The sequence below is a fragment of the Xanthomonas sp. NCPPB 3200 genome (genome assembly GCF_056393585.1).
In genome coordinates, this window is the sequence record NZ_CM150785.1 from 2,165,057 (window position 1) to 2,190,794 (window position 25,738).

25 protein-coding genes are annotated in these 25,738 nt (G+C 66.8%); 13 read left to right on the plus strand and 12 right to left on the minus strand.

Going from position 1 to position 25,738, the window contains the following annotated elements; genetic code table 11:
* Nucleotides 1–72 precede the first annotated feature (72 nt).
* The 6 genes from AC06DU_RS09530 to AC06DU_RS09555 form a co-directional block, all read right to left on the minus strand.
* The gene (locus AC06DU_RS09530; protein ID WP_478204233.1) at nucleotides 73–1,149 is read right to left on the minus strand and encodes a C13 family peptidase; all 1,077 of its coding nucleotides are present in this window, start codon (nucleotides 1,147–1,149) and stop codon (nucleotides 73–75) included.
* Nucleotides 1,150–1,463: 314 nt separating this feature from the next.
* Nucleotides 1,464–2,162, minus strand: a complete 699-nt coding sequence (gene mtnC / locus AC06DU_RS09535; protein WP_104570141.1) for an acireductone synthase — start codon at nucleotides 2,160–2,162, stop codon at nucleotides 1,464–1,466.
* A gap of 2 nt (nucleotides 2,163–2,164) precedes the next feature.
* On the minus strand, nucleotides 2,165–2,731 hold the full coding sequence (locus AC06DU_RS09540) for a 1,2-dihydroxy-3-keto-5-methylthiopentene dioxygenase (RefSeq protein ID WP_478204234.1): 567 nt from the start codon (nucleotides 2,729–2,731) through the stop codon (nucleotides 2,165–2,167).
* Nucleotides 2,732–2,771: 40 nt separating this feature from the next.
* Nucleotides 2,772–3,425, minus strand: a complete 654-nt coding sequence (locus AC06DU_RS09545; protein ID WP_016904399.1) for a methylthioribulose 1-phosphate dehydratase — start codon at nucleotides 3,423–3,425, stop codon at nucleotides 2,772–2,774.
* 665 nt (nucleotides 3,426–4,090) lie between these two features.
* On the minus strand, nucleotides 4,091–5,521 hold the full coding sequence (locus AC06DU_RS09550; RefSeq protein WP_478204235.1) for an amino acid permease: 1,431 nt from the start codon (nucleotides 5,519–5,521) through the stop codon (nucleotides 4,091–4,093).
* A gap of 128 nt (nucleotides 5,522–5,649) precedes the next feature.
* A complete protein-coding gene (locus AC06DU_RS09555) occupies nucleotides 5,650–7,122 on the minus strand; it encodes an amino acid permease (RefSeq protein ID WP_026064795.1) in 1,473 nt (490 codons plus the stop codon).
* A gap of 140 nt (nucleotides 7,123–7,262) precedes the next feature.
* On the opposite strand from AC06DU_RS09555, the gene AC06DU_RS09560 reads away from it, so the two are divergent.
* Nucleotides 7,263–7,850: an NUDIX hydrolase gene (locus AC06DU_RS09560; protein WP_478204237.1), complete on the plus strand. Its 588-nt coding sequence runs from the start codon at nucleotides 7,263–7,265 to the stop codon at nucleotides 7,848–7,850.
* Between the two features lie 911 nt (nucleotides 7,851–8,761).
* Here AC06DU_RS09560 and serA read toward each other — a convergent pair.
* Nucleotides 8,762–10,003, minus strand: a complete 1,242-nt coding sequence (serA, locus tag AC06DU_RS09565; RefSeq protein WP_024937734.1) for a phosphoglycerate dehydrogenase — start codon at nucleotides 10,001–10,003, stop codon at nucleotides 8,762–8,764.
* 208 nt (nucleotides 10,004–10,211) lie between these two features.
* Here serA and AC06DU_RS09570 point away from each other — a divergent pair, with 208 nt between their 5' ends.
* From AC06DU_RS09570 to AC06DU_RS09580, 3 genes are read left to right on the plus strand one after another with little or no spacing between them, the layout of a single operon-like run.
* Nucleotides 10,212–11,630: an FAD-binding oxidoreductase gene (locus AC06DU_RS09570; protein WP_478204239.1), complete on the plus strand. Its 1,419-nt coding sequence runs from the start codon at nucleotides 10,212–10,214 to the stop codon at nucleotides 11,628–11,630.
* Between the two features lie 34 nt (nucleotides 11,631–11,664).
* Complete coding sequence (locus tag AC06DU_RS09575; RefSeq protein ID WP_024937732.1) at nucleotides 11,665–11,964, plus strand: DUF2388 domain-containing protein; 300 nt, start codon at nucleotides 11,665–11,667, stop codon at nucleotides 11,962–11,964.
* Entirely contained in the window at nucleotides 11,961–13,796 is a 1,836-nt protein-coding gene (locus AC06DU_RS09580; RefSeq protein ID WP_478204240.1) for a DUF7844 domain-containing protein, read from the plus strand. Before AC06DU_RS09575 ends, AC06DU_RS09580 begins: the two co-directional genes overlap by 4 nt.
* Nucleotides 13,797–13,870: 74 nt before the next feature.
* Here AC06DU_RS09580 and AC06DU_RS09585 read toward each other — a convergent pair whose 3' ends face one another.
* The 5 genes from AC06DU_RS09585 to AC06DU_RS09605 all read right to left on the minus strand — a co-directional run bounded on the left by AC06DU_RS09585 (nucleotide 13,871) and on the right by AC06DU_RS09605 (nucleotide 17,531).
* Nucleotides 13,871–14,263 (minus strand): hypothetical protein, encoded by a 393-nt coding sequence (locus AC06DU_RS09585; RefSeq protein ID WP_478204241.1) that lies wholly within the window; start codon nucleotides 14,261–14,263, stop codon nucleotides 13,871–13,873.
* A complete protein-coding gene (gene yeiP, locus AC06DU_RS09590) occupies nucleotides 14,263–14,829 on the minus strand; it encodes an elongation factor P-like protein YeiP (RefSeq protein WP_016904354.1) in 567 nt (188 codons plus the stop codon). The genes AC06DU_RS09585 and yeiP overlap by 1 nt, the downstream gene beginning before the upstream one ends.
* Before the next feature lie 100 nt (nucleotides 14,830–14,929).
* Nucleotides 14,930–15,700 carry an SDR family oxidoreductase gene (locus AC06DU_RS09595; protein WP_039527531.1) on the minus strand — a complete coding sequence of 257 codons (771 nt, stop codon included), beginning with the start codon at nucleotides 15,698–15,700 and terminating at the stop codon, nucleotides 14,930–14,932.
* Nucleotides 15,701–15,840: 140 nt separating this feature from the next.
* Entirely contained in the window at nucleotides 15,841–16,737 is an 897-nt protein-coding gene (locus AC06DU_RS09600) for a hydroxymethylglutaryl-CoA lyase (protein WP_104568498.1), read from the minus strand.
* Nucleotides 16,734–17,531, minus strand: a complete 798-nt coding sequence (locus AC06DU_RS09605; protein ID WP_016904357.1) for an enoyl-CoA hydratase-related protein — start codon at nucleotides 17,529–17,531, stop codon at nucleotides 16,734–16,736. The genes AC06DU_RS09600 and AC06DU_RS09605 overlap by 4 nt, the downstream gene beginning before the upstream one ends.
* Nucleotides 17,532–17,647: 116 nt before the next feature.
* On the opposite strand from AC06DU_RS09605, the gene AC06DU_RS09610 reads away from it, so the two are divergent.
* From AC06DU_RS09610 to AC06DU_RS09650, 9 genes are all read left to right on the plus strand, one after another.
* A complete protein-coding gene (locus tag AC06DU_RS09610) occupies nucleotides 17,648–17,896 on the plus strand; it encodes a FeoA family protein (protein WP_016904358.1) in 249 nt (82 codons plus the stop codon).
* Entirely contained in the window at nucleotides 17,893–19,752 is a 1,860-nt protein-coding gene (gene feoB, locus AC06DU_RS09615) for a ferrous iron transporter B (protein ID WP_104589242.1), read from the plus strand. The genes AC06DU_RS09610 and feoB overlap by 4 nt, the downstream gene beginning before the upstream one ends.
* Nucleotide 19,753: 1 nt before the next feature.
* A complete protein-coding gene (locus AC06DU_RS09620; protein WP_478204242.1) occupies nucleotides 19,754–20,008 on the plus strand; it encodes a DUF6587 family protein in 255 nt (84 codons plus the stop codon).
* A gap of 57 nt (nucleotides 20,009–20,065) precedes the next feature.
* Nucleotides 20,066–20,566: an autotransporter outer membrane beta-barrel domain-containing protein gene (locus tag AC06DU_RS09625; RefSeq protein WP_478204243.1), complete on the plus strand. Its 501-nt coding sequence runs from the start codon at nucleotides 20,066–20,068 to the stop codon at nucleotides 20,564–20,566.
* 371 nt (nucleotides 20,567–20,937) lie between these two features.
* The gene (locus tag AC06DU_RS09630; protein ID WP_478204245.1) at nucleotides 20,938–22,140 is read left to right on the plus strand and encodes an aminotransferase-like domain-containing protein; all 1,203 of its coding nucleotides are present in this window, start codon (nucleotides 20,938–20,940) and stop codon (nucleotides 22,138–22,140) included.
* A 17-nt stretch (nucleotides 22,141–22,157) separates the two neighbouring features.
* Nucleotides 22,158–22,859, plus strand: a complete 702-nt coding sequence (locus AC06DU_RS09635; protein WP_478204401.1) for an MOSC domain-containing protein — start codon at nucleotides 22,158–22,160, stop codon at nucleotides 22,857–22,859.
* A 328-nt stretch (nucleotides 22,860–23,187) separates the two neighbouring features.
* On the plus strand, nucleotides 23,188–23,904 hold the full coding sequence (dapB, locus tag AC06DU_RS09640) for a 4-hydroxy-tetrahydrodipicolinate reductase (RefSeq protein WP_039521385.1): 717 nt from the start codon (nucleotides 23,188–23,190) through the stop codon (nucleotides 23,902–23,904).
* Nucleotides 23,905–24,144: 240 nt separating this feature from the next.
* On the plus strand, nucleotides 24,145–25,278 hold the full coding sequence (gene carA / locus AC06DU_RS09645; protein ID WP_039515060.1) for a glutamine-hydrolyzing carbamoyl-phosphate synthase small subunit: 1,134 nt from the start codon (nucleotides 24,145–24,147) through the stop codon (nucleotides 25,276–25,278).
* The gene (locus AC06DU_RS09650; protein ID WP_184551913.1) at nucleotides 25,275–25,631 is read left to right on the plus strand and encodes a hypothetical protein; all 357 of its coding nucleotides are present in this window, start codon (nucleotides 25,275–25,277) and stop codon (nucleotides 25,629–25,631) included. The genes carA and AC06DU_RS09650 overlap by 4 nt, the downstream gene beginning before the upstream one ends.
* Nucleotides 25,632–25,738 lie beyond the last annotated feature (107 nt).

Sequence of the window (25,738 nt, forward strand, 5' to 3'; positions counted from 1 at the left end):
CTCGCCGGGCGAGTGTAGCGAGGCTGCGCCAGCGCTGACGAAATGAGAATTAGTCTCAGCGCGTGGCAATCTTCATGGCGTTGCGGGTGCCGGCACGGGCGACGGTTTGCGCGGGCTGGCCGGTGCGGCCGGCACCTTGACCTTGGTCGGGTCGTCCAGCGACCTGCTATCGGGATCGGATTCCGGATCCTGGTCCTGCCCGGCATCCGGAGCGGTCTCCAGCGGCGGATACGGGTAGGCTACGGCCGCGCCTGCATGTAGCCCTGCACGCCAGCGTGCCAGCACCGGCGCGATGCGCTTGCCGAGCGATTGCTGCGGCAACGACGGCAGTTCGCCTTCCTGCTTCTCACGCGCAGTGATCGCCGTCCTGGCCATATCGAACGCGGCCAGCGGGTCGTCGCTGCGGTTCATCGCATCGATCAGCCAGGCCTGGCCGAAGTAGGTTGCATTGGAGGTGTTGCCGCAGCCGAACGAGGGTCGGTCCGCGCGCGCGGCGGTGAGGATCAGCGTGTCCGGCGAACGCAGCGCCGGAATGAAGCCGCCCGAGTAGCACGCCGACAGCACGATGATGCGATTGCCGATGCCGGCATCGTCCAGTGCCTGGCGCAGATCCTGCGGGCTGATGAAGTCTTCCTCGTTCTGGTCCACCTGCACGTACAGCGTGTGGTCTTCGGTGCCATGGGTGGTGACGAACAGCAGCAGCGCGTCTTGCTTGCGATCCATGCGCTTGCCAATTGCGGCGAGCGTGTCGTACAGGTTGTCGTAGGTCGCCAGCGGTGCGTACGGCCGCTCGCCCAGATTGTCGGGGTTGTTGACCAGCGTCACCACGCGGCCGCGCGCAGCGAAGCGTTGTTCGAACAGCTGCCTGAGGTAGAGCGTCTCGTTGCGAAACACATCGTCGCTGGCATCGCCGGCGAAGCCGACCACATACAGGTCGGTCACCCCAGGACGCTGTGGCTGCAGCGCGTTCAATGCCTGCGCAAGCGCCGCCTGGTCGACCGGGTTGACCTCATCCTTGCCTGCCGCCGCCTGCTTGGGCAGTGCGGCACCGGCATCGGGGTGACAGCCGGCCATCAAGGCCACGATGACGATCAACAAGGAGAGTCGCCGCAACAAGGCGTTCGGTCCGAAGGGGGAATGCAGCGACATGACAAACGCCGAGGTCTGGGAGGACGGGTAGAGCGCGGGGGCGCAGTGATCGCAACGCAGGCCATGACGTTGCACAACGTCCATCGATCCGCTTCAAGCACATCTTGCAGAACACGTTGCCTGCAGCAGGCCTGCCAAGTCTCGCCACTGCGCAGCGACAAGGTCGGCTGAGCCACGCCTGCAACAGCGCCGCGAGCCTGCCGTCAGGCGGGTGCGCACGGCGCGCTTGATCCGCAATGCATCAGGAGCGCATGCAACGCGGAGTAACGACTGCGCTCACCCGAGGATGAGCGCAGCGGGCTTGCCGATCGCGCTTACAGCGCCAGCTCGGTGAAACTTTCCACGCGCTGGTGGCTGCCGATCTCGTCGGCCGAGCGTGGGGTCGGGTAATCCTCGCGACGGTCCAGCAACGCGGTACGCATGCCGGCACGCTTGGCGGCGTCCAGCTCTTCGATCACGTCCGACAGGAACAGGATCTCGCCCGGCGGCACGCCGATGCGTTCGGCGATGCGGCGGTAGCTGGCGCTCTCGCGCTTGGGGCCGACCTCGGTATCGAACCAGTCGCTGATCAGCCCGCTCAGGTCGCCGGCATCGCTATGGGCGAAGAACAGCTTCTGCGCCGGCACCGAGCCGGACGAATACACATACAGCGGAATGCCGGCCGCATGCCAGGCCTGCAGCTGGATCGCCGCATCGGCATAGATGTGCGCGGTGAAGTCGGCGGTCTTGTAGCCGTCGCTCCAGATCATCCCCTGCAGCGCCTTGAGTGCGGTGTGCTTGCGATCCTCGTCGATCCAGGTCTGCAGGGTGCTGACCAGGACTTCGTCCGGCACGTCCTCGCCGATCTCGTCGGCCACCTGGTTGAGCCAGTGCCGCACCTGCGGGTGACCGCCGTGCTCCTGCACGTAAGCCGGCATGGCGCGGCGCGCATACGGAAACAACACGTCCTTGACGAACGAGATGCTGCTGGTGGTGCCTTCGATATCGGTGAGGATCGCTTGCGGTCGTGTCATCGTCAGCTGGCCTTTGGAGGTTTCTCGGGGGCGTAGCGGGGGAATTGTTGGGCGATTTCGGTGCCGGTGAAGTGGCCGACCCAGCCATCGGGCTCGGTGAAGAAGCGGATCGCCACGAAGTGCGGCTCCGGCCCCATGTCGAACCAGTGCAGGGTGCTGTCGGGCACGGCGATCAGGTCGTCCTTCATGCATTCGATCTCGTAGACCTTGTTGCCCACGTGCAGCGTGAACTGGCCCGAGCCGGCGACGAAGAAGCGCACCTCGTCTTCCTTGTGGAAGTGCTCGTCCAGGAACTTGGCGCGCATTTCCTCGCGCTTGGGATTGTCCGGCGCGATGCTGACCACATCGACGGTCTTCAGGCCGCGCTCGGCGCTGAGCCGCTCGATATCCTCGCGGTAGGCTGTCATCACCTGCTCGGGTGATGCGCCCGGCTCGATCGGCTGAGTGGCCTTCCAGCGCTCGAAGGTCACGCCGATCTTGCTCAGCTCGGCGGCAATCTGCTCGCCGTCGCGGCTATCGAGCTGCGGCAGGTTGGGATCGGAATCGTTGTAGATGCGAAGTCGGCTCATGGCGATCTGGCTCACAAGGAAGGGGGGAGGTGGCGAGGACTCAGCGCGGGCCGCGCAGCTTCAGCAGTTCGAGTTCGCAATGCAGCAGGAATTCGAAGGCCTCCAGGTGACGGCGCGCCTCGGCCATGTTGCGGCCCCAGGCATACAGACCGTGTCCTTCGATGAGATACCCCCACAGGCTCTGTTTGTCCAGCAGGGCCTCGACCTGCGCGGCCAGCACCTGCATGTCCTGCGTATTGGCGAACACCGGCACGTCCACTGCCGTTTCATGTGTGGTGTTGCCTTCGAAGGCTTTCAACAGCTCATAGCCCTCCAGCCGGATCATGCCGCTGCCGGCGTACAGCCGCGAGGCAATGGTCTGCACCGGCGAATGCGTGTGCAGCACGCAGCCGATCTCGGGGAAGCGGCGATACAGTTGGGTGTGCAGCAGTGTTTCCGCAGACGGGCGCAACGGACGGCCAACCGCCAGGCCATCGAAGTCCACCACCATGATGTCTTCTTCGACCAGGCGGCCCTTGTCGCGGCCGGACACGGTGATCGCCGCGTGCTGTTCGTCCAGGCGATGGGAGAAATTGCTGCTGGTGGCCGGCGTCCAGCCGGCCTGGGCCAGCTCGCGGATATTGCCGATCAGCAGGTGCGCCAGCTCGTGCAGACGCGCGGCGCTATAGGGCAGGGGGGCAGTGGTCGCATTCATGGACCTATTCTACTGCCCCGCCGGATTACGGTCAGGTGCAGCGCAGCAGGGTTTTGTTCCCGCCACGCCCGTACCCAGAGCGGCCTACTAAACGTGAGGAGCGCGCGCCTGGCAGTGAGCGCGGTGGGTTTGTCAGTCGTCTGTTGTTGGATGCAGTCACCAGCCTATGTCAAATGCCTGGTCGGTCGAGGGCGCGGTGCCCTCACCACTTGCGGGACACGCCGTGAATCCGTCCATGGAGGCTCCTTGGCGGCATCCATGCCGCCAAGGGTCCCGCAACCGGCGAGGACACCGCACCAGGAAGCTGGTCGGTGGTCGCATGAAAAGCCGCTTGTCGCCCCCGTGTCGCACTTCGAGCCAGCGCACCAGTATCGAACAACGCGCATCACGCACTGCGCTAACTGCTCTTCACTGTGCACACCGATTATCCCGACAGGTCCTTGTCCGCCCACCGGCACGGGACCTTACGCGGCATGGATGCCGCGTAAGAGCCTACAGGGACGTACTTGCGGCGTGTCCCGCGCCGGTGGGCGGGCAAGGGCCCTGCAGCCAGGCCGCAGACCAGTGCCCACCAACCAAGCTCTAGATCAGCCCCCTGCAGCGAAGGCCCGAATCATCGCTCCGCCATGGACGACCGGTGCGCAGGCGTTAACCCACTGGTGTACTCAGCGACCGTCGCGCAGACGGCTGTGGCGGTAACCGTAGCCGAAATAGACCACCAGCCCGACCAGCGTCCACACCCCCATCAGCATCCAGTTGTGCAGGGTCATCGCCGACAGCAGGGCCAGGCAGCTCAACACGCCGGCGCTGCAGATCAGCCCGGCCACCGGCATGCGGAACGGACGCGGCAGTTCCGGGTGGGTGCGGCGCAGGATCAGCACGCCGGCGCACACCGCGGCAAACGCGATCAGCGTGCCCATCGAGGTCAGCTCGCCCAGCACATCCAGCGGGAACACCGCTGCCAGCAGGGCGATGCCCACGCCGGTGATCACGGTATTGACGTGCGGGGTGCGGTACTTGGGGTGGATGCGGGTGAAGATCGACGGCAGCAGCCCGTCGCGCGCGATGATCATGAAGATGCGCGGCTGGCCGATGATCATCACCAGCACCACCGACGACAGCCCGATCAGCGCGCCGACTTCCACCACCACGCGCAACCAGGCCAGCTGCGGATGCGCCGCCACCGCGGTCACCACCGGCTCGTCGGTGCCGAGCAGGGTGTATGGCACCAGGCCGGTCATCACCGCCGCCATGGCGATGTAGAGCACGGTGCAGATGACCAGCGACAGGATCATGCCGATCGGCAGGTCGCGTTGCGGGCGGTGCGACTCCTGCGCCGCCACCGACACCGCCTCGAAGCCGATATAGGCAAAAAACACCATCGCCGCGCCGCGCAGCACGCCTTCCATGCCGTACTTGCCCGGACCTTCGTTGGCCGGAATGAACGGGTGCCAGTTGGCGGTATCCACGTACTTCCAGCCCACCGCAATCACCAGCAGAATCAGCCCGGTCTTGAGGATCACCATCGCCATGTTCATCGCCGACGACTTGCGGATGCCTACGTAGCACAGCCAGGTCAGCAGCAGCACGATGCCGGCAGCGGGCAGGTTGGCGATCGCGCCGGTGCGCTGCAGCTTGCCGTCCAGCGGCGCGCTGACCAGGGCGGCCGGCAGGTGGATGTTGAAATGCTCCAGCAGGCTGAGGAAATAGCCGGTCCAGCTGACCGCTACCGCCGAGGCGGACACGCCGTACTCCAGCACCAGCATCCAGCCGATGAACCAGGCCGCCAACTCGCCGAAGGTGGCATAGGTATAGGTGTAGGCGCTGCCGGATACCGGCACCATCGCCGCGAACTCGGCGTAGGCCATTGCGCAGAACGCGCAGCACACCGCGGCCAGCACGAACGACAGCATGATCGCCGGGCCGGCGTGGTCGGCCGCGGCCTGGCCGGTGATGACGAAGATGCCGCCGCCGATCACCGCCCCGATGCCCAGGGCGGTCAGCCCCCACGGCCCGAGTGCGCGTTGTAGGCCCAGCCCATCGGCCGCCTCGTGGCTGGCGTGCGGGTGCTTGGTGGCCCAGAGTTGCTTGAACATGCAGCGGTTCCTGTTGAATCCCTGCACATGGCGGTGCGGGCGTGTGCGAGATGTGCGGGCTGTTGCGAAGGACGCGTGTCGTCAAATCCCCGCACACGGATGTGAGGGCTCTTGCGAGGGACTCGCAATCACGCCTTGCGGGCCAGCCGGCTATGGCGAATGCCATAACCGAAATAGATGACCAGGCCGATCATGGTCCAGCCCACGAACACCTTCCAGTGTTCCTGGAACGCCTGGAAGAACAGGAACAGGCAGGCCAGCGCGCCCAGCGGACAGATCAGCATCGCCAGCGGCACCCGGAACGGGCGCGGCAGATCCGGCTTGGTGAAACGCAGCACCATCACCCCGGCGCACACGGTGGCAAAGGCGAGCAGGGTGCCCATCGACACCAGTTCGCCCAGCACGCTGAGCGGGATCAACCCTGCCAGCAACGCCGCGACCACGCCGACGAAGATCGTCCCGACATAGGGGGTATGGAACTTCGGATGCACCTTGCCGAACAGTCGGGGCATCAACCCGTCCTTGGCCATGGTGTAGAAGATGCGCGGCTGCGCCATCAGCATCACCAGCACCACCGAGGACAGGCCGGCGATCGCACCGATCTCCACCGCGGTCTTGAGCCAGGTCAGTTGCGGGTGCGCTTCCAGCGCGGTGGCTACCGGCTTGGCGGTGCCGAGCTGGGTATAGGGCAGCAGGCCGGTCAGCACCGCGCAGACGATGATGTAGATGACGGTGCAGACCGCCAGCGATACCAGAATGCCGATCGGCATGTTCTTCTGCGGATCCTTGGTCTCGCCAGCGGAGGTGGAGACCGCGTCAAAGCCGATATACGAGAAGAACACGATGGAGGCGGCGCGGAACACGCCGTCCCAGCCGAACTGGCCCGGCCCGGTATTTTCCGGGATGAAGGGATGCCAGTTGGCCGGGTCGATGTAGGCGATACCGAAGCCGACGAACAGGCAGATCACCACCACCTTGATCGCCACCACGATGGCATTGGCGAACGCCGACTGGGTGACGCCCACGTAGCACAGCATGCTCACCGCAGCCACGATCAGCACGGCCGGCAGGTTGATGAGGTTGCCGGAGCTGACAAAGTTGTGGCCGTCCCAGGCCAGTGGCGCGCCGGCCAGCTCGGCCGGGAACGGCAATCCAAGCGTGCCGGTCAGGAAACTGATCAAGTAGGCGGACCAGCCGACCGCAACGCTGGAGCCGGCGAACAGGTATTCCAGCACCAGGCACCAGCCGATGAACCAGGCGATGCCCTCGCCGAGGGTGGCATATGAATACGAGTAGGCGCTGCCGGAGACCGGCATCATCGCCGCGAATTCTGCGTAGCACAGGCCGGCGAACGCACAGGCGATGCCGGCGAACACGAAGGACAGCATCACCGCCGGGCCGGCGTGGTTGGCAGCGGCCTGGCCGGTCAGTACGAAGATGCCGGCGCCGATCACCGCGCCGATGCCGAGCATGATCAGGTGCTTGGCGGTGAGGGTGCGTTGCAGGGTGGCTTCGCCTTGCAGGCTGCCTTCGACCGGTTCGCCCCCGTCGACATGTCCAGCGGGCTCGATCGGTTTGACCCTCAACAGAGACTTCAGCATTCGGTACATCCCTAAGTGGCAACTAAGGCGCGCGCGCCTGGGCGAAGGTGGTGCGCCGCGTCCCGGTGGGACAGGCAAGCGGCCTACCTTGCCAAAGCTACACGCTCACGACAAGCGCGTACGCAGCATGAATGGCGATAATGGCCGCCTGGCCCGCAACGGGCGACCGGGAACGACAGATGGTGGATGCAACCCTGCAACAGCGATTGGCCGACTACCGCGCACGCTGGCCGGACGAAGCGGAGCTGGCCGAGCAGTTCGCTCAGCTGCTGGACGATGCCACCAACCCGTTCCTGCGCGAGCGTGTCGAAGGTCATTTCACCGGCTCGGCGTGGGTGGTCAGTGCCGATGGCACGCGCACGTTGCTGACCCATCACCGCAAGTTGCAACGCTGGCTGCAGCTGGGCGGGCACGCCGACGGCGACCGCGACCTGGCGCAGGTGGCCTTGCGCGAGGCGCAGGAGGAGTCCGGATTGACCGGCTTGCGCCTGGCTGACGCGGCCATCTTCGACCTGGATCGGCACTGGATTCCCGCGCGCGGCGAGGTGGCCGGGCACTGGCATTACGATGCGCGCTATGTGGTGGTGGCGGGAGCGGACGAGGCATTCGAAGTCAGCGAGGAATCGCTGGCCCTGGCTTGGCGCCCGGTCGCCGAACTGCTTGCCGATCCGCAGCTGGATCCGTCGATGCGGCGCATGGCCGAGAAGTGGGTGGCGCACGCGCATTGAGCAGCTTCTTAGCGCCCCTTTCGTCGGGGTAATAAGGCGCTGCTTGCGTGCCACTGGCGCTCGCGCCGCAAGCGCGGGCACTGCGCTTGTTAGTTGCCGGCTTCGGTGGGCGGCAGCAGCGCGGCCGGCGATCGGCTGCTCGGCTCGGTCAGACATCCTGTCTGACTCGCCGCCGCGGCACATCCGTGTGCCGCTCTCCGCCAATCCCCGGCCACGCTGCTGCCTCGGCCATTCGCTGTCATGGCCTTGGAAGCAGTGGGTGAGTGATGAGACGTTGTTTCGTGCTCAGGTCTGCGAAAGCCCCTCTCCCGTCGAGACGAGCAGGCACAGCTTGCGCGCCACAAGCGCGGCCTGGCCTGTCGCTTAGCGGCTTCGGTGGGTGGCAGCAGCGCGGCCGGCGATCGGCTGCTCGGCTCGGTCAGACATCCTGTCTGACTCGCCGCCGCGGCACATCCGTGTGCCGCTCTCCGCCAATCCCCGGCCACGCTGCTGCCTCGGCCATTCGCTGTCATGGCCTTGGAAGCAGTGGGTGAGTGATGAGACGTTTTTTCGTGCTCAGGTCTGCGAAAGCCCCTCTCCCGTCGAGACGAGCAGGCACAGCTTGCGCCATGGGCGCGCGTGCCTGGGAGCGCCCGCGCCGCAAGCGCGGGAGGGCCGCGGAGCGGAGGTTCGGGGTGAGGGAACGGGTGGCTAGAGTTCTCGAGTCACCCGTACCCTCATCCGGCCCTTCGGGCCACCTTCTCCCGATGGGAGAAGGAAAGGCTGCGCAGTTTTGTGCTGGCTTCCTTATTGGCGCGTGGCGACGCGTTTGCCATGGCAGACGCGCCGAAGTTCGCCGCAGCGCGCCTCATCCGGCCCCTCGGGCCACCTTCTCCCGTTGGGAGAAGGGATCACCTCGGTACAAAGTCCGCTCAGTACAAAATGCGCGTCCGCAAGGTCCCTTCGATCAACGCCAGGCCTTCCTTCAGTGCGGTGGCCTGCGCCTCGCTGGCGCTGACGTCGATGACCACGTAGCCCACCTTGGGATCGGTGCGCAGGAACTGGCCGTCGATGTTGACGTTGTGGCGCGAGAACAGTTCGTTGATCTTGGACAGCACGCCCGGCACGTTGCGGTGGATATGCAGCAGACGCAGGCTGTCGGGGTGCTCGGGCAGGGTGACCTCGGGGAAGTTCACCGCCGACAGGGTGCTGCCGTTGTCGCTGTAGCGCACCAGCTTGGCGGCCACTTCGATGCCGATGTTGTCCTGGGCTTCCAGCGTGCTGCCGCCGACGTGCGGGGTCAGGATCACGTTGTCGTGTGCGGTCAACTTTGATTCGAACGCATCGCCATTGCCCTTGGGCTCGATCGGGAACACGTCCACCGCCGCGCCGCCGATCTGGCCGGAGCTCAGCGCCGCGTCCAGTGCGTCGATGTCGATCACCGTGCCGCGCGAGGCGTTGATCAGATGCGCGCCGTGCTTCATGCGCGCGATTTCCGCCGCGCCGATCATGTCCTTGGTCGACGGCGTCTCCGGCACATGCAGGGTCACCACGTCCGAGCGTGCCAGCAGGTCGTCCAGATCGATCGCCGCGCGCGCGTTGCCCAGCGACAGCTTGGTTTCGATGTCGTGGAAGATCACCTGCATGCCCAGCGACTCGGCCAGCACGCCGACCTGGGTGCCGATATGCCCGTAACCGACGATGCCCAGCACCTTGCCGCGCGTTTCGTGGCTGCCGGCGGCCGACTTGGACCACCCGCCGCGATGGCATTCGGCGTTCTTCTGCGGGATGCCGCGCAACAGCAGGATCGCCTCGGCGATGACCAGCTCGGCCACGCTGCGGGTGTTGGAGTAGGGCGCGTTGAACACCGGGATGCCGGCCAGCTCGGCCGCGTCCAGATCGACCTGGTTGGTGCCGATGCAGAAGCAGCCCACTGCGATCAGCCGCTTGGCATGCGCCAGCACCTCGGCGCTCAACTGCGTGCGCGAGCGGATGCCGACGATATGCGCCTCAGCGATGCGCGCGATGAGCTCGTCTTCCGGCAACGACTTGGCGTGCAGTTCGATCTGCGAATAACCGGCGGCGCGGAACACATCCACGGCAGTCTGGCTGATGCCTTCCAGCAACAGGACGCGGATGTCCTGCTTGGGAAACGAGGTTCTCTTCGGCGACATGGGGGAGCGCATTGCAGCAATCGGGTCGGCAACTATGCCAGATGGGCCGCGCGATGGGGCGCCCGCAACGCAGTGTTTGCGCAGGCTAAGTCCTTGCGGTGCAACGGTTTCAGCTGAATCCAACGCCGTGGCGGCGCCACGCCGTGCAACTGGACGCGCCTGGCGCGCACTGGCACGCTGTGCGGTTCCTACCGCAGCGCCGTGTGCCATGACCGATCCCCGCATCCTTTCGTTGCAACAGGCCGTGCCCGCGTTGCGTTTGAAGACCGAGCCGGCTGACCTGGAACACTACGGCCGCGACTGGACGCGGCGCTGGACGCCCAACCCGCTGGCGATCGCCTTGCCCGGTGCGGTGGACGAGGTGCAGGCGGTGCTGCGCTGGGCCAATGCGAACGCGGTTGCAGTAGTGCCTTCGGGCGGGCGCACCGGCTTGTCCGGCGGTGCGGTGGCTGCCAACGGCGAGCTGGTGCTGAGCCTGGAGCGCCTGAACAAGCCGCTGGAGTTCAATGCGGTGGATCGCACGCTCACCGTCCAGGCCGGCATGCCGCTGGAAGCGGTGCACAATGCCGCGCGCGAGCATGGTCTGGTGTATCCGGTGGATTTCGCCGCGCGAGGCTCGTGTTCGATCGGCGGCAATATCGCCACCAATGCCGGCGGCATCCGCGTGATCCGCTACGGCAATACCCGCGACTGGGTGGCCGGCCTGAAGGTGGTCACCGGTGCCGGCGAACTGCTGGAGCTCAACAACGCGCTGGTGAAGAATTCCAGCGGCTACGATTTCCGCCATTTGATGATCGGCTCCGAAGGCACGCTCGGCGTGGTGGTCGAAGCGACATTGCGGCTGACTGACCCGCCGCCGCCCAGCAACGTGATGCTGCTGGCGCTGCCTTCATTCGAGGTGTTGATGCAGGTGTTTGCCGCGTTCCGCGCGCAGCTGCGGCTGGAGGCATTCGAGTTCTTCACCGACCGCGCGCTCGAACACGTGCTGGCGCACGGCGCGCAGGCGCCATTTGCGCAGGTGTATCCGTATTACGTGGTCACCGAATTCGCTGCTGGCGACGAGGCGCAGGAAGCCGCAGCGATGGCGGCATTCGAGACCTGCATGGAGCAGGGCTGGGTCAGCGACGGGGTGATCAGCCAGAGCGATGCGCAGGCCGCGCAACTGTGGCGGCTGCGCGAAGGCATCACCGAAGCGCTGGCGCGCTACACGCCGTACAAGAATGACGTGTCGGTGCGCATCTCGGCGATGCCGGCGTTCCTGGCCGAAACCCAGGCGTTGCTGCACGATGCGTATCCGCATTTCGATGTGGTCTGGTTCGGCCATATCGGCGATGGCAACCTGCATATCAACGTGCTCAAGCCCGATGGCACTAGCCAGGCCGATTTCGTGGCGGCCTGCGATCAGGTGACCAAGTTGCTGGCGCAGGCCTTGCAGCGTTTTGGCGGCAGCATCTCTGCCGAACACGGCATCGGCCTGGTCAAGAAGGCCTATCTGTGGAGCACGCGCTCGGCCGAGGAGATCGCCTTGATGCGCGGGATCAAACATGTGCTCGATCCTCATCTTTTGCTGAATCCCGGCAAGCTGTTCGAGATGGACGACGCGCCTGCCGCCACGCGTGCCGGTTAGTCTTTCACCACCTTCACATGGAATCGATACGCCAATGATGCGCTCCCTCGTGTTTTGCGCTTTGACGCTGCTGCCGCTGGCGGCCTTCGCATCCAGCCTGGCCGGAACCTCGGCGGGTGCATCGTCGGCCGGTTCCTCCAATTCCTCCGGCAGCAGTTCCGGCGACGACAAGGTGGTGGCCGACGCACGCGAAGATGCCGCCGGCTTCGTCGCCAGCGATGGCGCGATCCGCGGGGCGCGGCTGGAAGCGGCGCTGCTGCAGTTGCGCAGCCGTAGCGATGCGGCGCGGCTGTCCAGCGACCTGGAGCTGGCGCAGTCCATCCTGGCCCAGTGAGTTTTCCTCGCCGGTGCTGGTGGCTGTGGCTGGCCGCAGCGATCGCACCGGCGGCGCAGGCCGAATTACGCATCGATGTCGATCCGCAGGGCCTGTCTGCGGCGCAGATCGACACCACGCACGCATTGGTGGAACAGGTGGCGCAGCGTCTGCCGCCTGCCTGGATGCAGCGCATCGACGCACCGATCCAGCTGCAATGGCGCACGGATTTGCCGGCACACGTGCACGGCCGCGCGATCGGCCGGCGCATCCTGCTCGATCGTGCGCTGCTGGATGCCTGGAGCGCGCAGGCGACGGCCACGCAGACCGACCCCGAGGCACCGGCCACGCGCGCGGCAATGGCCGCCGTGGTGCATGAACTGGCGCATGTGCTGGACCGCGGTGCGCACGGCGGCCTGTCGCGCGACCCGCGACTGCGCGATCTGGCCGGCTGGCAGGTGCGTCCCTGGCGGATCGGGCGTGGCGCAAACCGGTTCAGCGATCGCAGTCCCGACGATTACGAGCGGCGCAGCCCAGCCGAATTCGTCGCGGTGAATCTCGAACACTACGTGCTCGATGCCGACTATCACTGCCGGCGTCCGGCGCTGGCGGCCTGGTTCGCCGAGCAGGTCGGTGGCATGCCCGGTGCAACCCATTGCGAGACGACGCTACCGTACCTGCAGGCCGATAACGATGCCGGCGCGATGTCGCTGCTGGCACTGGATCCAGCGCGTGTGTACGCGGTGGACTACCTGCTGGCCGAGGGCAATGCGCAGCCGATGAGCCGCTGGGGCCACAGCATGCTGCGTCTGGTGATCTGTGCCCCTGGCCGCGCGCCCGGTCCCGATTGCCGTCTGGATCTGCAGTATCACCGCGTGCTGTCGTTCCGCGCCTTCGTCGGCGATGTGCAGATTTCCAGCTGGCGCGGGCTGACCGGTTCGTATCCCTCGCGGCTGTTCGTATTGCCGTTGAATCAGATCGTGGACGAATACACCAAGGTGGAGCTGCGCGCGCTGTCGTCGGTGCCGCTGACACTGACGCGCGGGGAGATCGCCGCGCTGCTAGCACGCGCCGCGCAGGTGCATTGGAGTTACGACGGCCGCTACTACTTCATCGGCAACAACTGCGCGGTGGAGACCTTCAAGCTCCTGCACGACGGCGTGCCGCGGCTGGCCGCGGCACGGCTGTCGTCGATCACCCCGCGCGGCGTGAGGCAGCGCTTGCAGCGCGCCGGCATCGCCGACATGCAGGTGCTGGACGACCCTGCGCAGGCGATTCGCCAGGGCTATTACTTCGAGTCGGCGGCAGCGCATTACCAGACCATGTTCGAGGTGATCCGCCGCGGCCTGCCGGTGCCGCAGACCAGCGTGGAGCAATGGCTGGACGCGCGCGCGGATGCGCGTGCGCAGTGGTTCGACCGCGGCGGTCTGCGCGAGACCGCTGCAGCGTTGTTGCTGGAACAGGCCGCGTTGCGCCGCCAGGAATTGCTGGCACGCGATGCGCTCAAGCGCCTGCTGACACCCGGCGCGGCCGCGCGTGACTCGGTGCAGGGTCAGCTGCAGTCGCTGTTCGCGCGGCAGGCCCGGCTCAGTCATCCGGCCACGCTGTTGGGCAGCGCCAGCTACGGACTGCCGCAAGCGGAAGAGCGGCAGGACCTGAGCGCGCGCGTGGCGCAGGAAACCGGCGTACTGGTCGACGGCTGGAAACAGCTGCAGGCGCTGGGGCGGCAGCAACTGCCCGCCGACGTCCGCGCCGGACTGGAGCAGGGCGAGGCGAATGTGCAGCGCCTGCGCGCACGCCTGCGCGAGCTAGCGCGCGGTGATACGGCTGCCGACAAACGCCTGCAGCGGTAGGTCCCAGTTCCCGGTGCTCCGGCCAGGGACGACGCATTGCACCAGCTGGCACCTGTCACACCAGCCGGCGCACCTCAGCCAGCCGGTTGCAGATCCGCCTGCACCGAATACTTGCGCAGCCAGTCGCTGACCTGCGCGTTGTTGCGGTACTGCTGCATCAGCTTTGCAAGCCGTGCCGGTGCGGGCGTGCAGAATTGCGCGATCGCCACCTCGATCTCGTGGCGACGATCGGCGTCGTACGGGTCCTCGCCCGCGAAGTGCTCGCAGGTGTCGTAATCCTCCACCAGCGTGCGTACGTCCTCCGGCATGCCGCACAGGCCGGGCGGATGTTGCAGCCACTCCTCGTCCACCTTGGCATCGGTGCAGGCCACCGGCGTAGGTGCGGGCGTGGCTGTCGGCGCCGGGGCTGGTTGCGCCGTGCAGGCGCCCAGCAGCCCCAGCGTCACCACAACGACCAGCTTGCGCATCAGTCGGCGCGGCCCGCGAATTCGCCGGTGGTGGTGTTGACCAGCACGCGCTCACCGTTGGTGATGTACTCGGGCACCATGATTTCCAGGCCGGTATTGAGCTTGGCCGGCTTGGGCCGCTTGGTGGCGGTGCCGCCCTTGAGTTCGGGCGGGGTTTCGACCACTTCCAGCGTCACCGTCTGCGGCAGTTGCACGGCCACCGGCTGGTCGTCGATCACCTGCACGTAGATGCCGGTCAGCCCGTCGATGATGTAGCCGGCATCGGTGCCGATCACGTCAGCATCCAGCGTGTAGGGAGTGAAATCCTCGTCGTCCATGAACACGAACGCCTCGCCATCCTTGTACGAGAACGTCGACAGGCGACGCAGCAACTCCACTTCCGGCAGGTTGTCGTCGGCGTCGAAGCTGGCATCCAGCTTGGCGCCACCGGGTACGCTGTACATGATGAAGCGGAAGCGCACGTTGCCACCGCGGCCCTGCGGCGAGCTGCGCTCGATGTCGCGGATCTGGTAGATGCCGCCGTTGTATTCGACGACGTTGCCTTTCTTGATGTCGTTAGCTTTCATGGGAATCGGGAGTTGGGAATGGGGAATCGGAAAAGCCGGGGCCGGGGTGCTGAGAATAGGGCGCCGTTACGATTCCCCATTCCCGATTCCCCATTCCCCGCTACTTGGGCGCCAACCGCACGCCGCCGTCCAGGCGAATCACGTCGCCGTTGAGGTAGCGATTGCGCAGGATGAAGGCGACGGTGTCGGCGTATTCGTCGGGTTGGCCCAGACGCGAGGGGAACGGGATCGCTGCGGCCAGCGATTGCTGCACCGCCTCGGGCATGCCGTCCACCATCGGGGTCCAGAACACGCCCGGTGCGATCGTCATCACGCGGATGCCGAAGCGCGCCAGCTCGCGCGCCATCGGCAAGGTCATGCCGACCACACCCCCCTTGCTGGCGGCATAGGCGGCCTGGCCGATCTGGCCTTCGTAGGCGGCCACCGACGCGGTGTTGATGATCACGCCGCGCTCGCCGTCGTCGCCGGCGCTGTTGTGCTGCATTACGTCGGCCGCGGCCTTGGCGACATTGAAGCTGCCGACCAGGTTGACCAGCACCGTGGTGCGGAAGGTCGCCAGCGGCATCGGCGCTTCCTTGCCGAGCACGCGGCCCGAGCCCAGGATGCCGGCGCAGTTCACCGCCAGGTTGAGCCCGCCCAGCGCCTGCGCGGCCTGCGCCACGTTGGCGGCGACCTGCGCTTCGTCGGTGACGTCGGTGGCGAAATACTGCGCGTTGCCGTCACCGAGCAGCGCCAGCGCCGCCTCGGCCTTGTCGGCGTTGACGTCGAACAGGGCGACCTTGCCGCCGTCGGCCACGATGCGCTGCGCCACGGCCAGGCCCAGGCCGGAAACGCCGCCGGTGACGATGGCAAGAACAGAAGAAGGCTGCATGCGGTGGTTCCTTGGAAATCCTGGAAGCCGGTGGATGCCGGCAGGCGAACGGGTGACGACGCAGCCGGCGATTCTAGCCGAAGCGTCCGTGTGACCGCCCTGGAAGATGTGCGGGTGCGGCAGCGTGCGGGACTGAAATCTCAGCCGGCCGCCGCCAAGGCCTTGCCGACCTTGCTGCCGGTCTCGCGGCCCAGTAACTGCGCCAGCCAGCGGCCGGTACGGGCGAGGGCAGGCAGGTCGATGCCGGTCGACATGCCCAGCCCATGCAGCAGATACACCACATCTTCGCTGGCCACATTGCCGCTGGCGCCCTTGGCGTAGGGGCAGCCGCCGGCACCGGACACCGCCGCATCGACCACGCGCACGCCTTGCTCCAGACAGGCGGCGATGTTGGCCAGCGCCTGGCCGTAGGTGTCGTGGAAGTGCACGGCCAATGCCGGCATCGGGACCGCCTGCGCAACCGCGGCCAGCATCTGGCGTGCCTTGGCCGGGGTGCCGACGCCGATGGTGTCGCCCAGCGAAATCTCGTAGCAGCCCAGTGCGTACAGCCGTTGCGCGACATCCACCACGTCGGCCACCGGCACCTCGCCCTGATACGGGCAGCCCAGTACGGTGGAGACATAACCGCGCACGCGCACGCCGTCGAGCGCGGCCTGTTCCAGGATCGGCCGAAAGCGCGCGATCGATTCGTCGATGCCGGCGTTGGTGTTGGTGCGATTGAAGGCCTCCGACGCCGCGGTGAACACCGCCACCTCCTGTGCGCCGGCGGCGCGTGCGCGCGCATAGCCCTGCAGGTTCGGCACCAGCACCGGATAGGCGATGCCCGGCGCCTGGGTGATGCCGGCAAACACCTCGGCCGCATCGGCCAGCTGCGGCACCCAGCGCGGGCTGACGAAGCTGGTCGCCTCGATGCTGCGCAGCCCGGTCGCGGAGAGTTGATCGATCAAGGCGATCTTGTCGGCGGTGGCGATCGGCATCGCTTCGTTCTGCAGGCCATCGCGCGGGCCGACCTCGACAATGCGGACGAAGTCGCTCACGCCGCGCCCTCCGGCACCCAGGCCGGGCTGCGCTTGTCGAGGAAGGCGCCCAGGCCTTCCTGACCTTCCGGGGAAACGCGCAGGCGTGCGATCCACGCGGCATTGGCAGCGTCGATGGCATCGCGGTCGATCGGCGGCAGCACCGCGCGTACCAGCGCCTTGGCGCTGGCCGCGGCCAATGGCGCTGCCGCCAGCAACAGGCGGACCTGGCGCTCCACCGCGATATCCAGTTGGTCGGCGGCCACCAGTTGATGCAACAGGCCCAGCAGCTGCGCGGTGGCCGCATCGAAGATCTCGGCAGTGGCGAACCAGCGCCGTGCCTGGCGCGCGCCGATCGCTGCGATCACATACGGCGAAATCACCGCCGGCAGCAGGCCGAGCTTGCTCTCGGTCAGCCCGAAGCGTGCCTCGGTGCAGCCGATCGCGATATCGCAGCACGCCACCAGGCCCACGCCGCCGCCAAACGCCGCGCCGTTGACGCGCGCGATGGTCGGCTTGGGCAACTCGTCCAGCGTGCGCATCAGGCGTGCCAGGGCGAGCGCATCGGCCGCGTTGTCGGCCTCGCTGGCGCCGGCCATGCCGCGCATCCAGTTCAGGTCCGCTCCTGCAGAGAACGCAGCGCCGGCACCGGTGATCACGACGACGCGGATCTGCGCTGCCCGGCCGGCCTGCTGCAAGGCGTCGGTGAGCGCGCCAATCAAGGTCGCATCGAAGGCGTTGTGCACCGCCGGGCGGTGCAGTCGCAACGTGCGGACCGCTCCCTGGTCCTCCACGATCAAGCCGGTGTCCTGCATTGCGTCAACGTCCATGAATGGGATGCGAACCATGATAGCGGCACGGGTCGGCTGAGCCATGACGCGGTGCGTCGATGCTAGAATTGAGAACCATTCCTAACAATCAGGCCGTCTTTGTGACGCTGTCCGACATGCCCTTGCATCGCGCCGCCATCGTGGATTCCGTGGAGGATCGCCTCCCCAACGACACGATCGCCCGGCGTCTGCGCGAACTGGGGTTTGTCGCCGGCGAAGAAGTCACGGTGCTGGCGACCGGGCCGGTCGGGCGCGAACCGCTGCTGGTACAGGTCGGTTACACCCGGTTCGCCCTGCGCCGCAGCGAGGCCGCACGCGTGCAGGTACGCGTCGATGGAGCACAGGCATGAGCGCGGCGAGCGTCCCGTTGCGGCTGGCGCTGGTGGGCAATCCCAACAGCGGCAAGACTGCACTGTTCAATCAGCTGACCGGCAGCCGGCAGAAGGTCGCCAACTACACCGGCGTCACCGTCGAACGCAAGGAAGGGCAGTTCCGTGCGCCATCCGGGCGCGACTTCGCGGTGCTGGATCTGCCCGGCGCCTATAGCCTGCAGCCGGCCAGCCTGGACGAGGCGATCACCCGCGACCTGTGCCGTGGCTTCTACCCCGGCGAACCGGCACCGGACGTGCTGGTCTGCGTGATGGATGCGACCAACCTGCGCCTGCACCTGCGCTTTGCGCTGGAGTTGCGCGAGCTGGGCCGGCCGATGATCGTGGCCTTGAACATGGTCGACGCCGCGCAACGACGCGGCATCGTCATCGACCTGCCGGCGCTGGAACAGGCGCTCGGGGTGCCGGTGGTGGAAACCGTGGCGGTACGCCGCGGCGGTGCCAAGGCGCTGGTCGAGCGGCTCGATACGCAGGCCGCGCGCCTGGTCGCCCCCAGCGCCGCGCCGCCGGCCGATGGCAACTATCACGCCCAGGTGCGGCAGATTCTGAGTGCGGCCGTCAGCATGCCGACCCGCACCTCGCGGGTGGACGATGCGCTGGACCGCTGGCTACTGCACCCGCTCTGGGGCCTGGTCACGCTGGCGGTGGTGATGTTCCTGATCTTCCAGGCGGTGTATGCCTGGGCCACGCCGGTGATGGACCTGATCGACGGCGGCACCTCGGCACTGGGCGAGTGGGTCGGCGCCACCTTGCCGGAAGGACCGCTCAACAGCCTGCTCAAGGACGGCATCATCGCCGGCCTGGGCGGGGTGGTGATCTTCCTGCCGCAGATCCTGATCCTGTTCGCCTTCATCCTGGCGCTGGAGGAGTCCGGCTACCTGCCGCGCGCGGCCTTCCTGCTCGACCGCATGATGTCTGCCGCCGGCTTGTCCGGGCGCTCGTTCATCCCGTTGCTGTCGAGCTTTGCCTGTGCGGTGCCGGGCATCATGTCCACCCGCAGCATCCAGGACCCGCGCGACCGGCTCGCCACCATCATGGTCGCGCCATTGATGACGTGTTCGGCGCGCCTGCCGGTGTATGCCTTGCTGATCGGCGCCTTCATCCCGCAGAAGACCGTGTGGGGCATCTTCAACCAGCAGGGCCTGATCCTGTTCGGGTTGTATGCCGCGGCCATCGTCAGTGCGCTGCTGGTGTCGTGGACGATGAAGAAGTGGCGCCGCGACAAGAGCGAGCATCCGCTGATGCTGGAACTGCCGTCGTACCGCCTGCCGCATCTGCCCGACCTGGCGCTGGGGCTGTGGGAGCGTGCGCTGATCTTCCTCAAGCGCGTCGGCGGCATCATTCTGGCCCTGACCATCCTGCTGTGGTTCCTGCTGTCGTTCCCGGCCGCGCCGGCCGACGCCACCTTGCCGGCGATCGATTACAGCTTCGCCGGGCGCATCGGCCATGCGATGGCGGTCTTCTTCGCGCCGCTGGGCTTCAACTGGCAGATCTGCATCGCGCTGATCCCGGGCCTGGCCGCGCGCGAAGTGGCGGTGGCCTCGCTGGCGACCGTCTACGCGCTGTCGGCGGCCGACGACGATGCTGCCGCGCAGGCCTTGTCGCCGCTGATCAGCGATGGCTGGTCGCTGGCCACCGCGCTGTCGCTGCTGGTCTGGTACATCTACGCGCCGATGTGCATCTCCACGCTGGCCACGATCAAGCGAGAAACCAACTCGTGGAAGCAGATGACGGTCAGCGCGGTGTACCTGTTCGCACTGGCCTACCTGGCCTCGCTGGTGACCTACCAGCTGGCCGTGCTGCTGGGAGCCGGCTGAAGTGGATCTGTCGCTCACGCTGCAATACGTTGTCATCGCGCTGGCGGTGTTGCTCAGCCTGTGGGTGGTGATGAAGAAGCAATTTCCCGGCACGCTGCGGCGTCTGCGCGGCGCAGTGGCGATCGGCCTGCTGCGCGATGGGCGGCCTGCGTGGATGCGGGCGCTGGGCCGCCGCGTGGCGCCGCCGGCGGCGCAGAACGCCGCAGCCTGCGGCGGCTGCGACAGCTGCGGTCCGGCGCCGCCACGTCGTCACTGATCCATCGCATCCCTTACACTTGCGCGGCCGCAGGACGCGGCGGTGCAGGGGACACAGATGCGGTTGTTGGTGTTATTGGCAATCCTGGCGGCGGTTGCCGGCATTTATAACTACGGTGGCAACGCGCTGGACGAAGCGCAGGTGCGCGATTTCTACGCCGCGCACGACAAGGCGATGCTCGGTCAGGACGGCGAAGCGCTGTGCGCGATGACCGCGCCGGCGTTCGAAATGGTGGTGCTGTACCGCATGGATTCGCACCAGAAGCGGCAGACCACCACGCGCGAGCAGTACTGCAAATCCAATGGCGAATGGGCGCAGGTGCTGCGTCAGATGCGTCATGTGACCAACCCGGAAGAGGTGATCGACTACAAGCAGTCGATCACCAAGGTCGAGATTGCTGCCGATGAGGCCTCGGCCATGGTCGAGACGCGTGCCACGCTCGGCTTGCCGGGCTTGCGCATGACCTTCCGCTCGCGCGACAAGCTGGTCCGCAAGCGCTGGAAGACCTTGATCGAACGCAGCGAAGGCACTGCGTGGGTCGGCCCGGCGTACGACTGAACGCCGTCGGCACGATTGCCGCCGCATTGTCGTGCCGGCGCCATCGATGCGCAGAAGGGCTGCCTGTTACCGGTACGCGCTGCCCTGGCTCGCGGCCCAGCCGATTTGCGCAGGTAACCCGCGTCGACGACAGAAGCCGGTGACCATCCTGGGCGAGGGGATGCGCGTGTAGCGATTGCCTTGCCGGCTGGCATCGACGCCAGTGCATCGGCATCACTGTAGCGGGTGTTCGTTAGCGCCGCTGCAACCCAGGCGAGCGTCGTGACGCGTGGCAATGATCGGTGCAGCAGCAACACTGTCACTAGCCGAGTTGCGTCGTCGACGCTGCAGTGCACAGCGCGTCGGCCACTGGCCTTCGCTATGCTTGCGCGATGACGACCTCTTTCCAGATCTCCCGACGTGCGCAGGCGCTGACCAGTTCGGCGATTCGCGAAATCCTCAAGGTGACCGAGCGGCCGGAGGTGATTTCCTTCGCCGGCGGGCTGCCGTCGCCGGCCACCTTTCCGGTGGAGCGCATGCGCGCGGCCAGCGATCAGGTGCTGCGCGATGCGCCGCAGGCCGCGCTGCAATACGGCCCCACCGAAGGCTATGCGCCGCTGCGCGAATGGGTGGCCGCACGCCTGAGCCGCGACGGCGCCAACATCCGGCCCAGCCAAGTGTTGATCACCACCGGCTCGCAGCAGGGCTTGGACCTGCTCGGCAAGGTCTTCATCGACGAAGGCAGCAAGGTGCTGGTGGAAACGCCAAGCTACCTGGGCGCGCTGCAGGCGTTCTCGCTGTTCCAGCCGAGCTTTGTCGGCATGCCCTCGGACGAGGACGGAGTGGTGGTGGAGGCGCTGGATCCTGCAGTGCTGGCCGATGCGCGCTTTCTGTATTGCCTGCCGAATTTCCAGAACCCCACCGGTCGCCGGCTGCCGCTGGCGCGCCGTCAGGCCCTGGTGGCGCGCGCGGCGGAGGCGGGCGTGCCGATCGTCGAAGACGATCCGTATGGCGAGCTGTATTACAGCGGCCAGCCGCTGCCGAGCCTGCTGTCGCTCAACCCGGAGGGCGTCATATACATGGGCTCGTTCTCCAAGGTGCTCGCGCCTGGGTTGCGGCTGGGCTACGTGGTCGCGCCCGAAGCGGTGCTGGGCAAGCTGATCCAGGCCAAGCAGGCGGCCGATCTGCATACACCCTCGTTCACCCAGCGCGTGGTCCACCAGACGTTGCAGGACGATTTCCTGGACACGCACATCCCGCAGATCCGCGCGCTGTATGCGCGTCAATGCAGCCTGATGCTGGAGGCACTGGATCGGCATTTCCCGCCCCAGGTGCAATGGAATCGCCCCGAAGGCGGCATGTTCCTGTGGGTGACCCTGCCACCCGGGCTGGACGGCACCGCGCTGCTGGCGCGTGCGATCGCGCGCAATGTCGCGTTCGTGCCGGGCGCGCCGTTCTACGCCACCTTGCCGCAGGTCAATACCTTGCGGCTGTCGTTTGTCACCGTGCCTGGCGACAGGATCGACGCCGGCATCCAGGTCCTGGGCCAGGTGCTACGCGAGGCGCTGGCCGAATTGCCCGGGCAGGGCGCGTGAGCACGCAGGCCGCTGGCATGCAGGCGCCTGCGCTTGCGATCACCATCGATAGCGTTGCGATCGGTGTCGCACGCGACTTCACCCGGCCCGGTAGCCGCAGCGCGATCGACAAGCGGGCGGTGGACGGCAGGGTGCACGTCGGTCCCGACGGTCTGCACGGCGACGAGCAGGGCGACCGGCGTGTGCATGGCGGGCCGGACAAGGCGATCCATCACTATCCACGCGATCACTACGCCGCCTGGCAGGCCGAGCTCGGTGCGCAGGCATTGCTGGAGACGGCCGGCGCATTCGGCGAGAACCTGAGCAGCCTCGGCCTTACCGAAGCCGAGGTCTGCCTGGGCGATCGCTTTGCGTTGGGTACGGCAGTGGTGGAAGTGTCGCAGCTGCGTCAGCCATGCTGGAAGCTGTCCGACCGTTTCGGCCTGCGCGACATGGCGCGCCGCGTGCAGGACACCGGCCGCACCGGTTGGTATTACCGCGTGCTGCAGTCCGGCGACGTTGCGGCCGGCGACATGCTGACACTGCAGCAGCGACCGCATCCGCAATGGACGCTGTCGCGCCTGCAACAGCTGCTGTATGCGCGCGATGTCGACGTCGCCGCCATCACCGAGGTGCTGCAACTGCCGCTGGTGCCGTCATGGCAGGCGCTGTTCCAACGCCGCCTGCAACGCCGCGAAATAGAGAGCTGGAGCAAGCGCCTGCAAGGCGCAGGCGACTGAGAGCCGCCAACACCATCGCGCGCGACCAAAGGCCGCGGCCGCGCCAGCTGCAGCGTGTGCCATGCGTATACCGACGTCGAACACGCATGGCGCCAACCCACACCTGCCGGCCAAGCCGTGTCGCCCCCAACTCAGCAATCAACCACCACGCACACCTCGCGGATATCACCAAGCCAAAGCGCCACCGCACGTAAAACGTGCACACCCGCACGCGCTCTAACGATTCCCCAGTCCCCATTCCCGACTCCCGCCCCCAACCAATCCCCAATCCCAACTCCCCAATCCCGGCTATCTTGTACAACCCCATCGCCCAGCTAGGCCTGCCGCCATGACACCGTCTCCTGTGAAAGTTCTGATCCACGGCGCCTCCGGGCGGATGGGCAAGGCATTGCTGCGCCTGGCTGCCGAAGACGAGGCGCTGCACGTCGTCGGTGCGGTGGTGGGGCGCTCGCCTTCGCAGCGCGTGGTGGACGGCGTGCCGTACTTTGCCGCCAGCGAACTCGGCGGTGCGCCGGCCTTCGATGTGGCAATCGACTTCAGCCTGCCGCAGGGCTTCGCACCGATCCTGGCGCTGTGCGCGCAGCGCGGCAAACCGCTGGTGTCCGGCACCACCGGTCTGGATGAGGCGCAGCGCGCCGCGTTGCTGGAGGCCGCGCAACAGATCCCGTTGGTGTGGGCGTCCAACTTCAGCCTGGGCGTTGCGGTGCTGACCGAACTGGTGGAGCGTGCCGCCGGCAGCCTGCCGGGCTGGGATTGCGACATCGTCGAGGCGCATCACGTGCACAAGCAGGACGCACCCTCCGGAACCGCACTGACGCTGGGGGAGGCGGCCACCGGCAGCGGCGCGCAGCCGCGCTTTGCCAGCCTGCGCGCCGGCGACATCGTCGGCGAGCACACGGTGCAGTTCACCGGGCTGGGCGAGCGGGTGGAGCTGGTGCACCGCGCCACCAACCGCGACATCTTCGCGCGCGGTGCCCTGCATGCGGCCAAGCGGTTGCTCGGCAAGCCGGCCGGCAGCTATCGCGTGCGCGATCTGGTGCTGTAAGCCGGCGCGTCGCCGCGCATGAATGGCGAGTGATCGCGGTGGCGCATTCATCCCGCCATTGCGGTGGCACTGCGGCGACCGGTGTTCTCCAGGCTGGCATGCCGGGGCACTTGCCTTTACAATTCTCGCTTGCCCGAACCAGCGTCGGACCGGTCCTCAGCACCGCGTCCGCGCTTTGCTGCAACCGGAATTTGGCCGGAAGCGCATCGGAGTCCCAGGCAGCCAGAGCGAGACCCCCACGTGACCCAACCCGCAATCCTTGTCCTCGAAGACGGCACCGTGTTCGAGGGCGAATCCGTAGGCGCCAACGGGCTTTCCGTCGGCGAAGTGGTGTTCAACACCGCCATGACCGGTTACCAGGAAGTCCTGACCGATCCCTCCTACGCCCGCCAGATGGTCACGCTGACCTATCCGCATATCGGCAACACCGGCTTTACCGATCAGGATGACGAGGCCAGCAAGATCTGGGCCGCCGGCCTGATCGTGCGCGACGTGCCGCGTCGCCCCAGCAGCTGGCGCAGCGAAGTCGCACTGCCGGAGTGGCTGCAGGCCCGCGGTGTGGTGGCCATTTCCGGCATCGACACCCGCAAGCTGACCCGCCTGTTGCGGCAGAAGGGCGCCCAGAACGGCGCACTGATGGCCGGCGAGATCGATGTCGCCAAGGCGCTGGAAGCCGCGCGCAGCTTCCCCGGCCTGAAGGGCATGGACCTGGCCAAGGTGGTTTCCACCGAGACCAGTTACAGCTGGCAGGAAGGCTCGCTGGATCTGAATTCCGACACCTTCGTGCGCGCCGAGCTGAAGCACAAGGTTGTTGCTTACGATTACGGCGTCAAGCTCAACATCCTGCGCATGCTGGCCGACCGTGGATGCGACGTCACCGTGGTGCCGGCGCGCACGCCAGTGGCCGAGGTGCTGGCAATGCAGCCCGACGGTGTGTTCCTGTCCAACGGCCCGGGCGACCCGGAGCCCTGCGATTACGCCATCAGCGCCATCCAGGAACTGATCGCCAGGCAGGTGCCCACCTTCGGCATCTGTCTGGGCCATCAGCTGCTGGCGCTGGCCGCCGGCGCCAGCACGGTCAAGATGACCACCGGCCATCACGGCGCCAACCATCCGGTGCAGGATCTGGACGGCGGGCGGGTAATGATCACCTCGCAGAACCATGGCTTTGCGGTCGACGAAAGCACGCTGCCGGCCAATGTCCGGGTGACCCATCGGTCGCTGTTCGATGGCACCAATCAGGGCATCGCGCTGACCGACGCACCGGCGTTCTCGTTCCAGGGCCACCCGGAAGCCTCGCCGGGCCCGCGCGATGTGGGGCCGTTGTTCGACAGGTTCGTGGAGTTGATGGCCAAGGATGCCAAGCGCGCATGAGCGCTCGTTTGATGGGTGTGCTGATCGTGCTGATGGGCGTTGCGCTGACATATTGGGGCGTGTGGATGCCGCTGGAGCAGGCACGCGCTGGCGCACAGTCGATCACGCTGCACGGCGGCATGAAGCTGGCCTTGCTGGTGCCGATGTGCTTCGTTTTCGGTGTCGGCTATGTGGCTGGAGGGGGATCCTTTCACCACCGCATGCAGAACACCGACCCGGACAAGGTACGCCGTTGGGGCAAGACCTCCGGGATCGGCTGGCTGCTGATCCTGGGCAGCTTTGCCGCGTCCTTCGGGCTGTATCAATGGATGCAGCACACCCTGCGCGCCCTCGGCTATGGATCTGCCGGATGAACCCGGCATTCGGCTCTGCCGAGCCGATGCACTATCACGCCGCGTCGCGATGCGATCGCCGCGGCCACTCTTCCGCACCTGCGGCTTGCCGCATGTTCCTAATCGAG

Excerpts from the sequence above, each read along its gene's own strand:
- AC06DU_RS09530 (WP_478204233.1), bottom strand. The coding sequence starts at position 1,149 with ATGTCGCTGCATTCCCCCTTCGGACCGAACGCCTTGTTGCGGCGACTC.
- mtnC (WP_104570141.1), bottom strand. The coding sequence starts at position 2,162 with ATGACACGACCGCAAGCGATCCTCACCGATATCGAAGGCACCACCAGC.
- AC06DU_RS09540 (WP_478204234.1), bottom strand. The coding sequence starts at position 2,731 with ATGAGCCGACTTCGCATCTACAACGATTCCGATCCCAACCTGCCGCAG.
- AC06DU_RS09545 (WP_016904399.1), bottom strand. The coding sequence starts at position 3,425 with ATGAATGCGACCACTGCCCCCCTGCCCTATAGCGCCGCGCGTCTGCAC.
- AC06DU_RS09550 (WP_478204235.1), bottom strand. The coding sequence starts at position 5,521 with ATGTTCAAGCAACTCTGGGCCACCAAGCACCCGCACGCCAGCCACGAG.
- AC06DU_RS09555 (WP_026064795.1), bottom strand. The coding sequence starts at position 7,122 with ATGCTGAAGTCTCTGTTGAGGGTCAAACCGATCGAGCCCGCTGGACAT.
- AC06DU_RS09560 (WP_478204237.1), top strand. The coding sequence starts at position 7,263 with ATGGCCGCCTGGCCCGCAACGGGCGACCGGGAACGACAGATGGTGGAT.
- serA (WP_024937734.1), bottom strand. The coding sequence starts at position 10,003 with ATGTCGCCGAAGAGAACCTCGTTTCCCAAGCAGGACATCCGCGTCCTG.
- AC06DU_RS09570 (WP_478204239.1), top strand. The coding sequence starts at position 10,212 with ATGACCGATCCCCGCATCCTTTCGTTGCAACAGGCCGTGCCCGCGTTG.
- AC06DU_RS09575 (WP_024937732.1), top strand. The coding sequence starts at position 11,665 with ATGATGCGCTCCCTCGTGTTTTGCGCTTTGACGCTGCTGCCGCTGGCG.
- AC06DU_RS09585 (WP_478204241.1), bottom strand. The coding sequence starts at position 14,263 with ATGCGCAAGCTGGTCGTTGTGGTGACGCTGGGGCTGCTGGGCGCCTGC.
- yeiP (WP_016904354.1), bottom strand. The coding sequence starts at position 14,829 with ATGAAAGCTAACGACATCAAGAAAGGCAACGTCGTCGAATACAACGGC.
- AC06DU_RS09595 (WP_039527531.1), bottom strand. The coding sequence starts at position 15,700 with ATGCAGCCTTCTTCTGTTCTTGCCATCGTCACCGGCGGCGTTTCCGGC.
- AC06DU_RS09605 (WP_016904357.1), bottom strand. The coding sequence starts at position 17,531 with ATGCAGGACACCGGCTTGATCGTGGAGGACCAGGGAGCGGTCCGCACG.
- feoB (WP_104589242.1), top strand. The coding sequence starts at position 17,893 with ATGAGCGCGGCGAGCGTCCCGTTGCGGCTGGCGCTGGTGGGCAATCCC.
- AC06DU_RS09625 (WP_478204243.1), top strand. The coding sequence starts at position 20,066 with ATGCGGTTGTTGGTGTTATTGGCAATCCTGGCGGCGGTTGCCGGCATT.
- AC06DU_RS09630 (WP_478204245.1), top strand. The coding sequence starts at position 20,938 with ATGACGACCTCTTTCCAGATCTCCCGACGTGCGCAGGCGCTGACCAGT.
- AC06DU_RS09635 (WP_478204401.1), top strand. The coding sequence starts at position 22,158 with ATGCAGGCGCCTGCGCTTGCGATCACCATCGATAGCGTTGCGATCGGT.
- dapB (WP_039521385.1), top strand. The coding sequence starts at position 23,188 with ATGACACCGTCTCCTGTGAAAGTTCTGATCCACGGCGCCTCCGGGCGG.
- AC06DU_RS09650 (WP_184551913.1), top strand. The coding sequence starts at position 25,275 with ATGAGCGCTCGTTTGATGGGTGTGCTGATCGTGCTGATGGGCGTTGCG.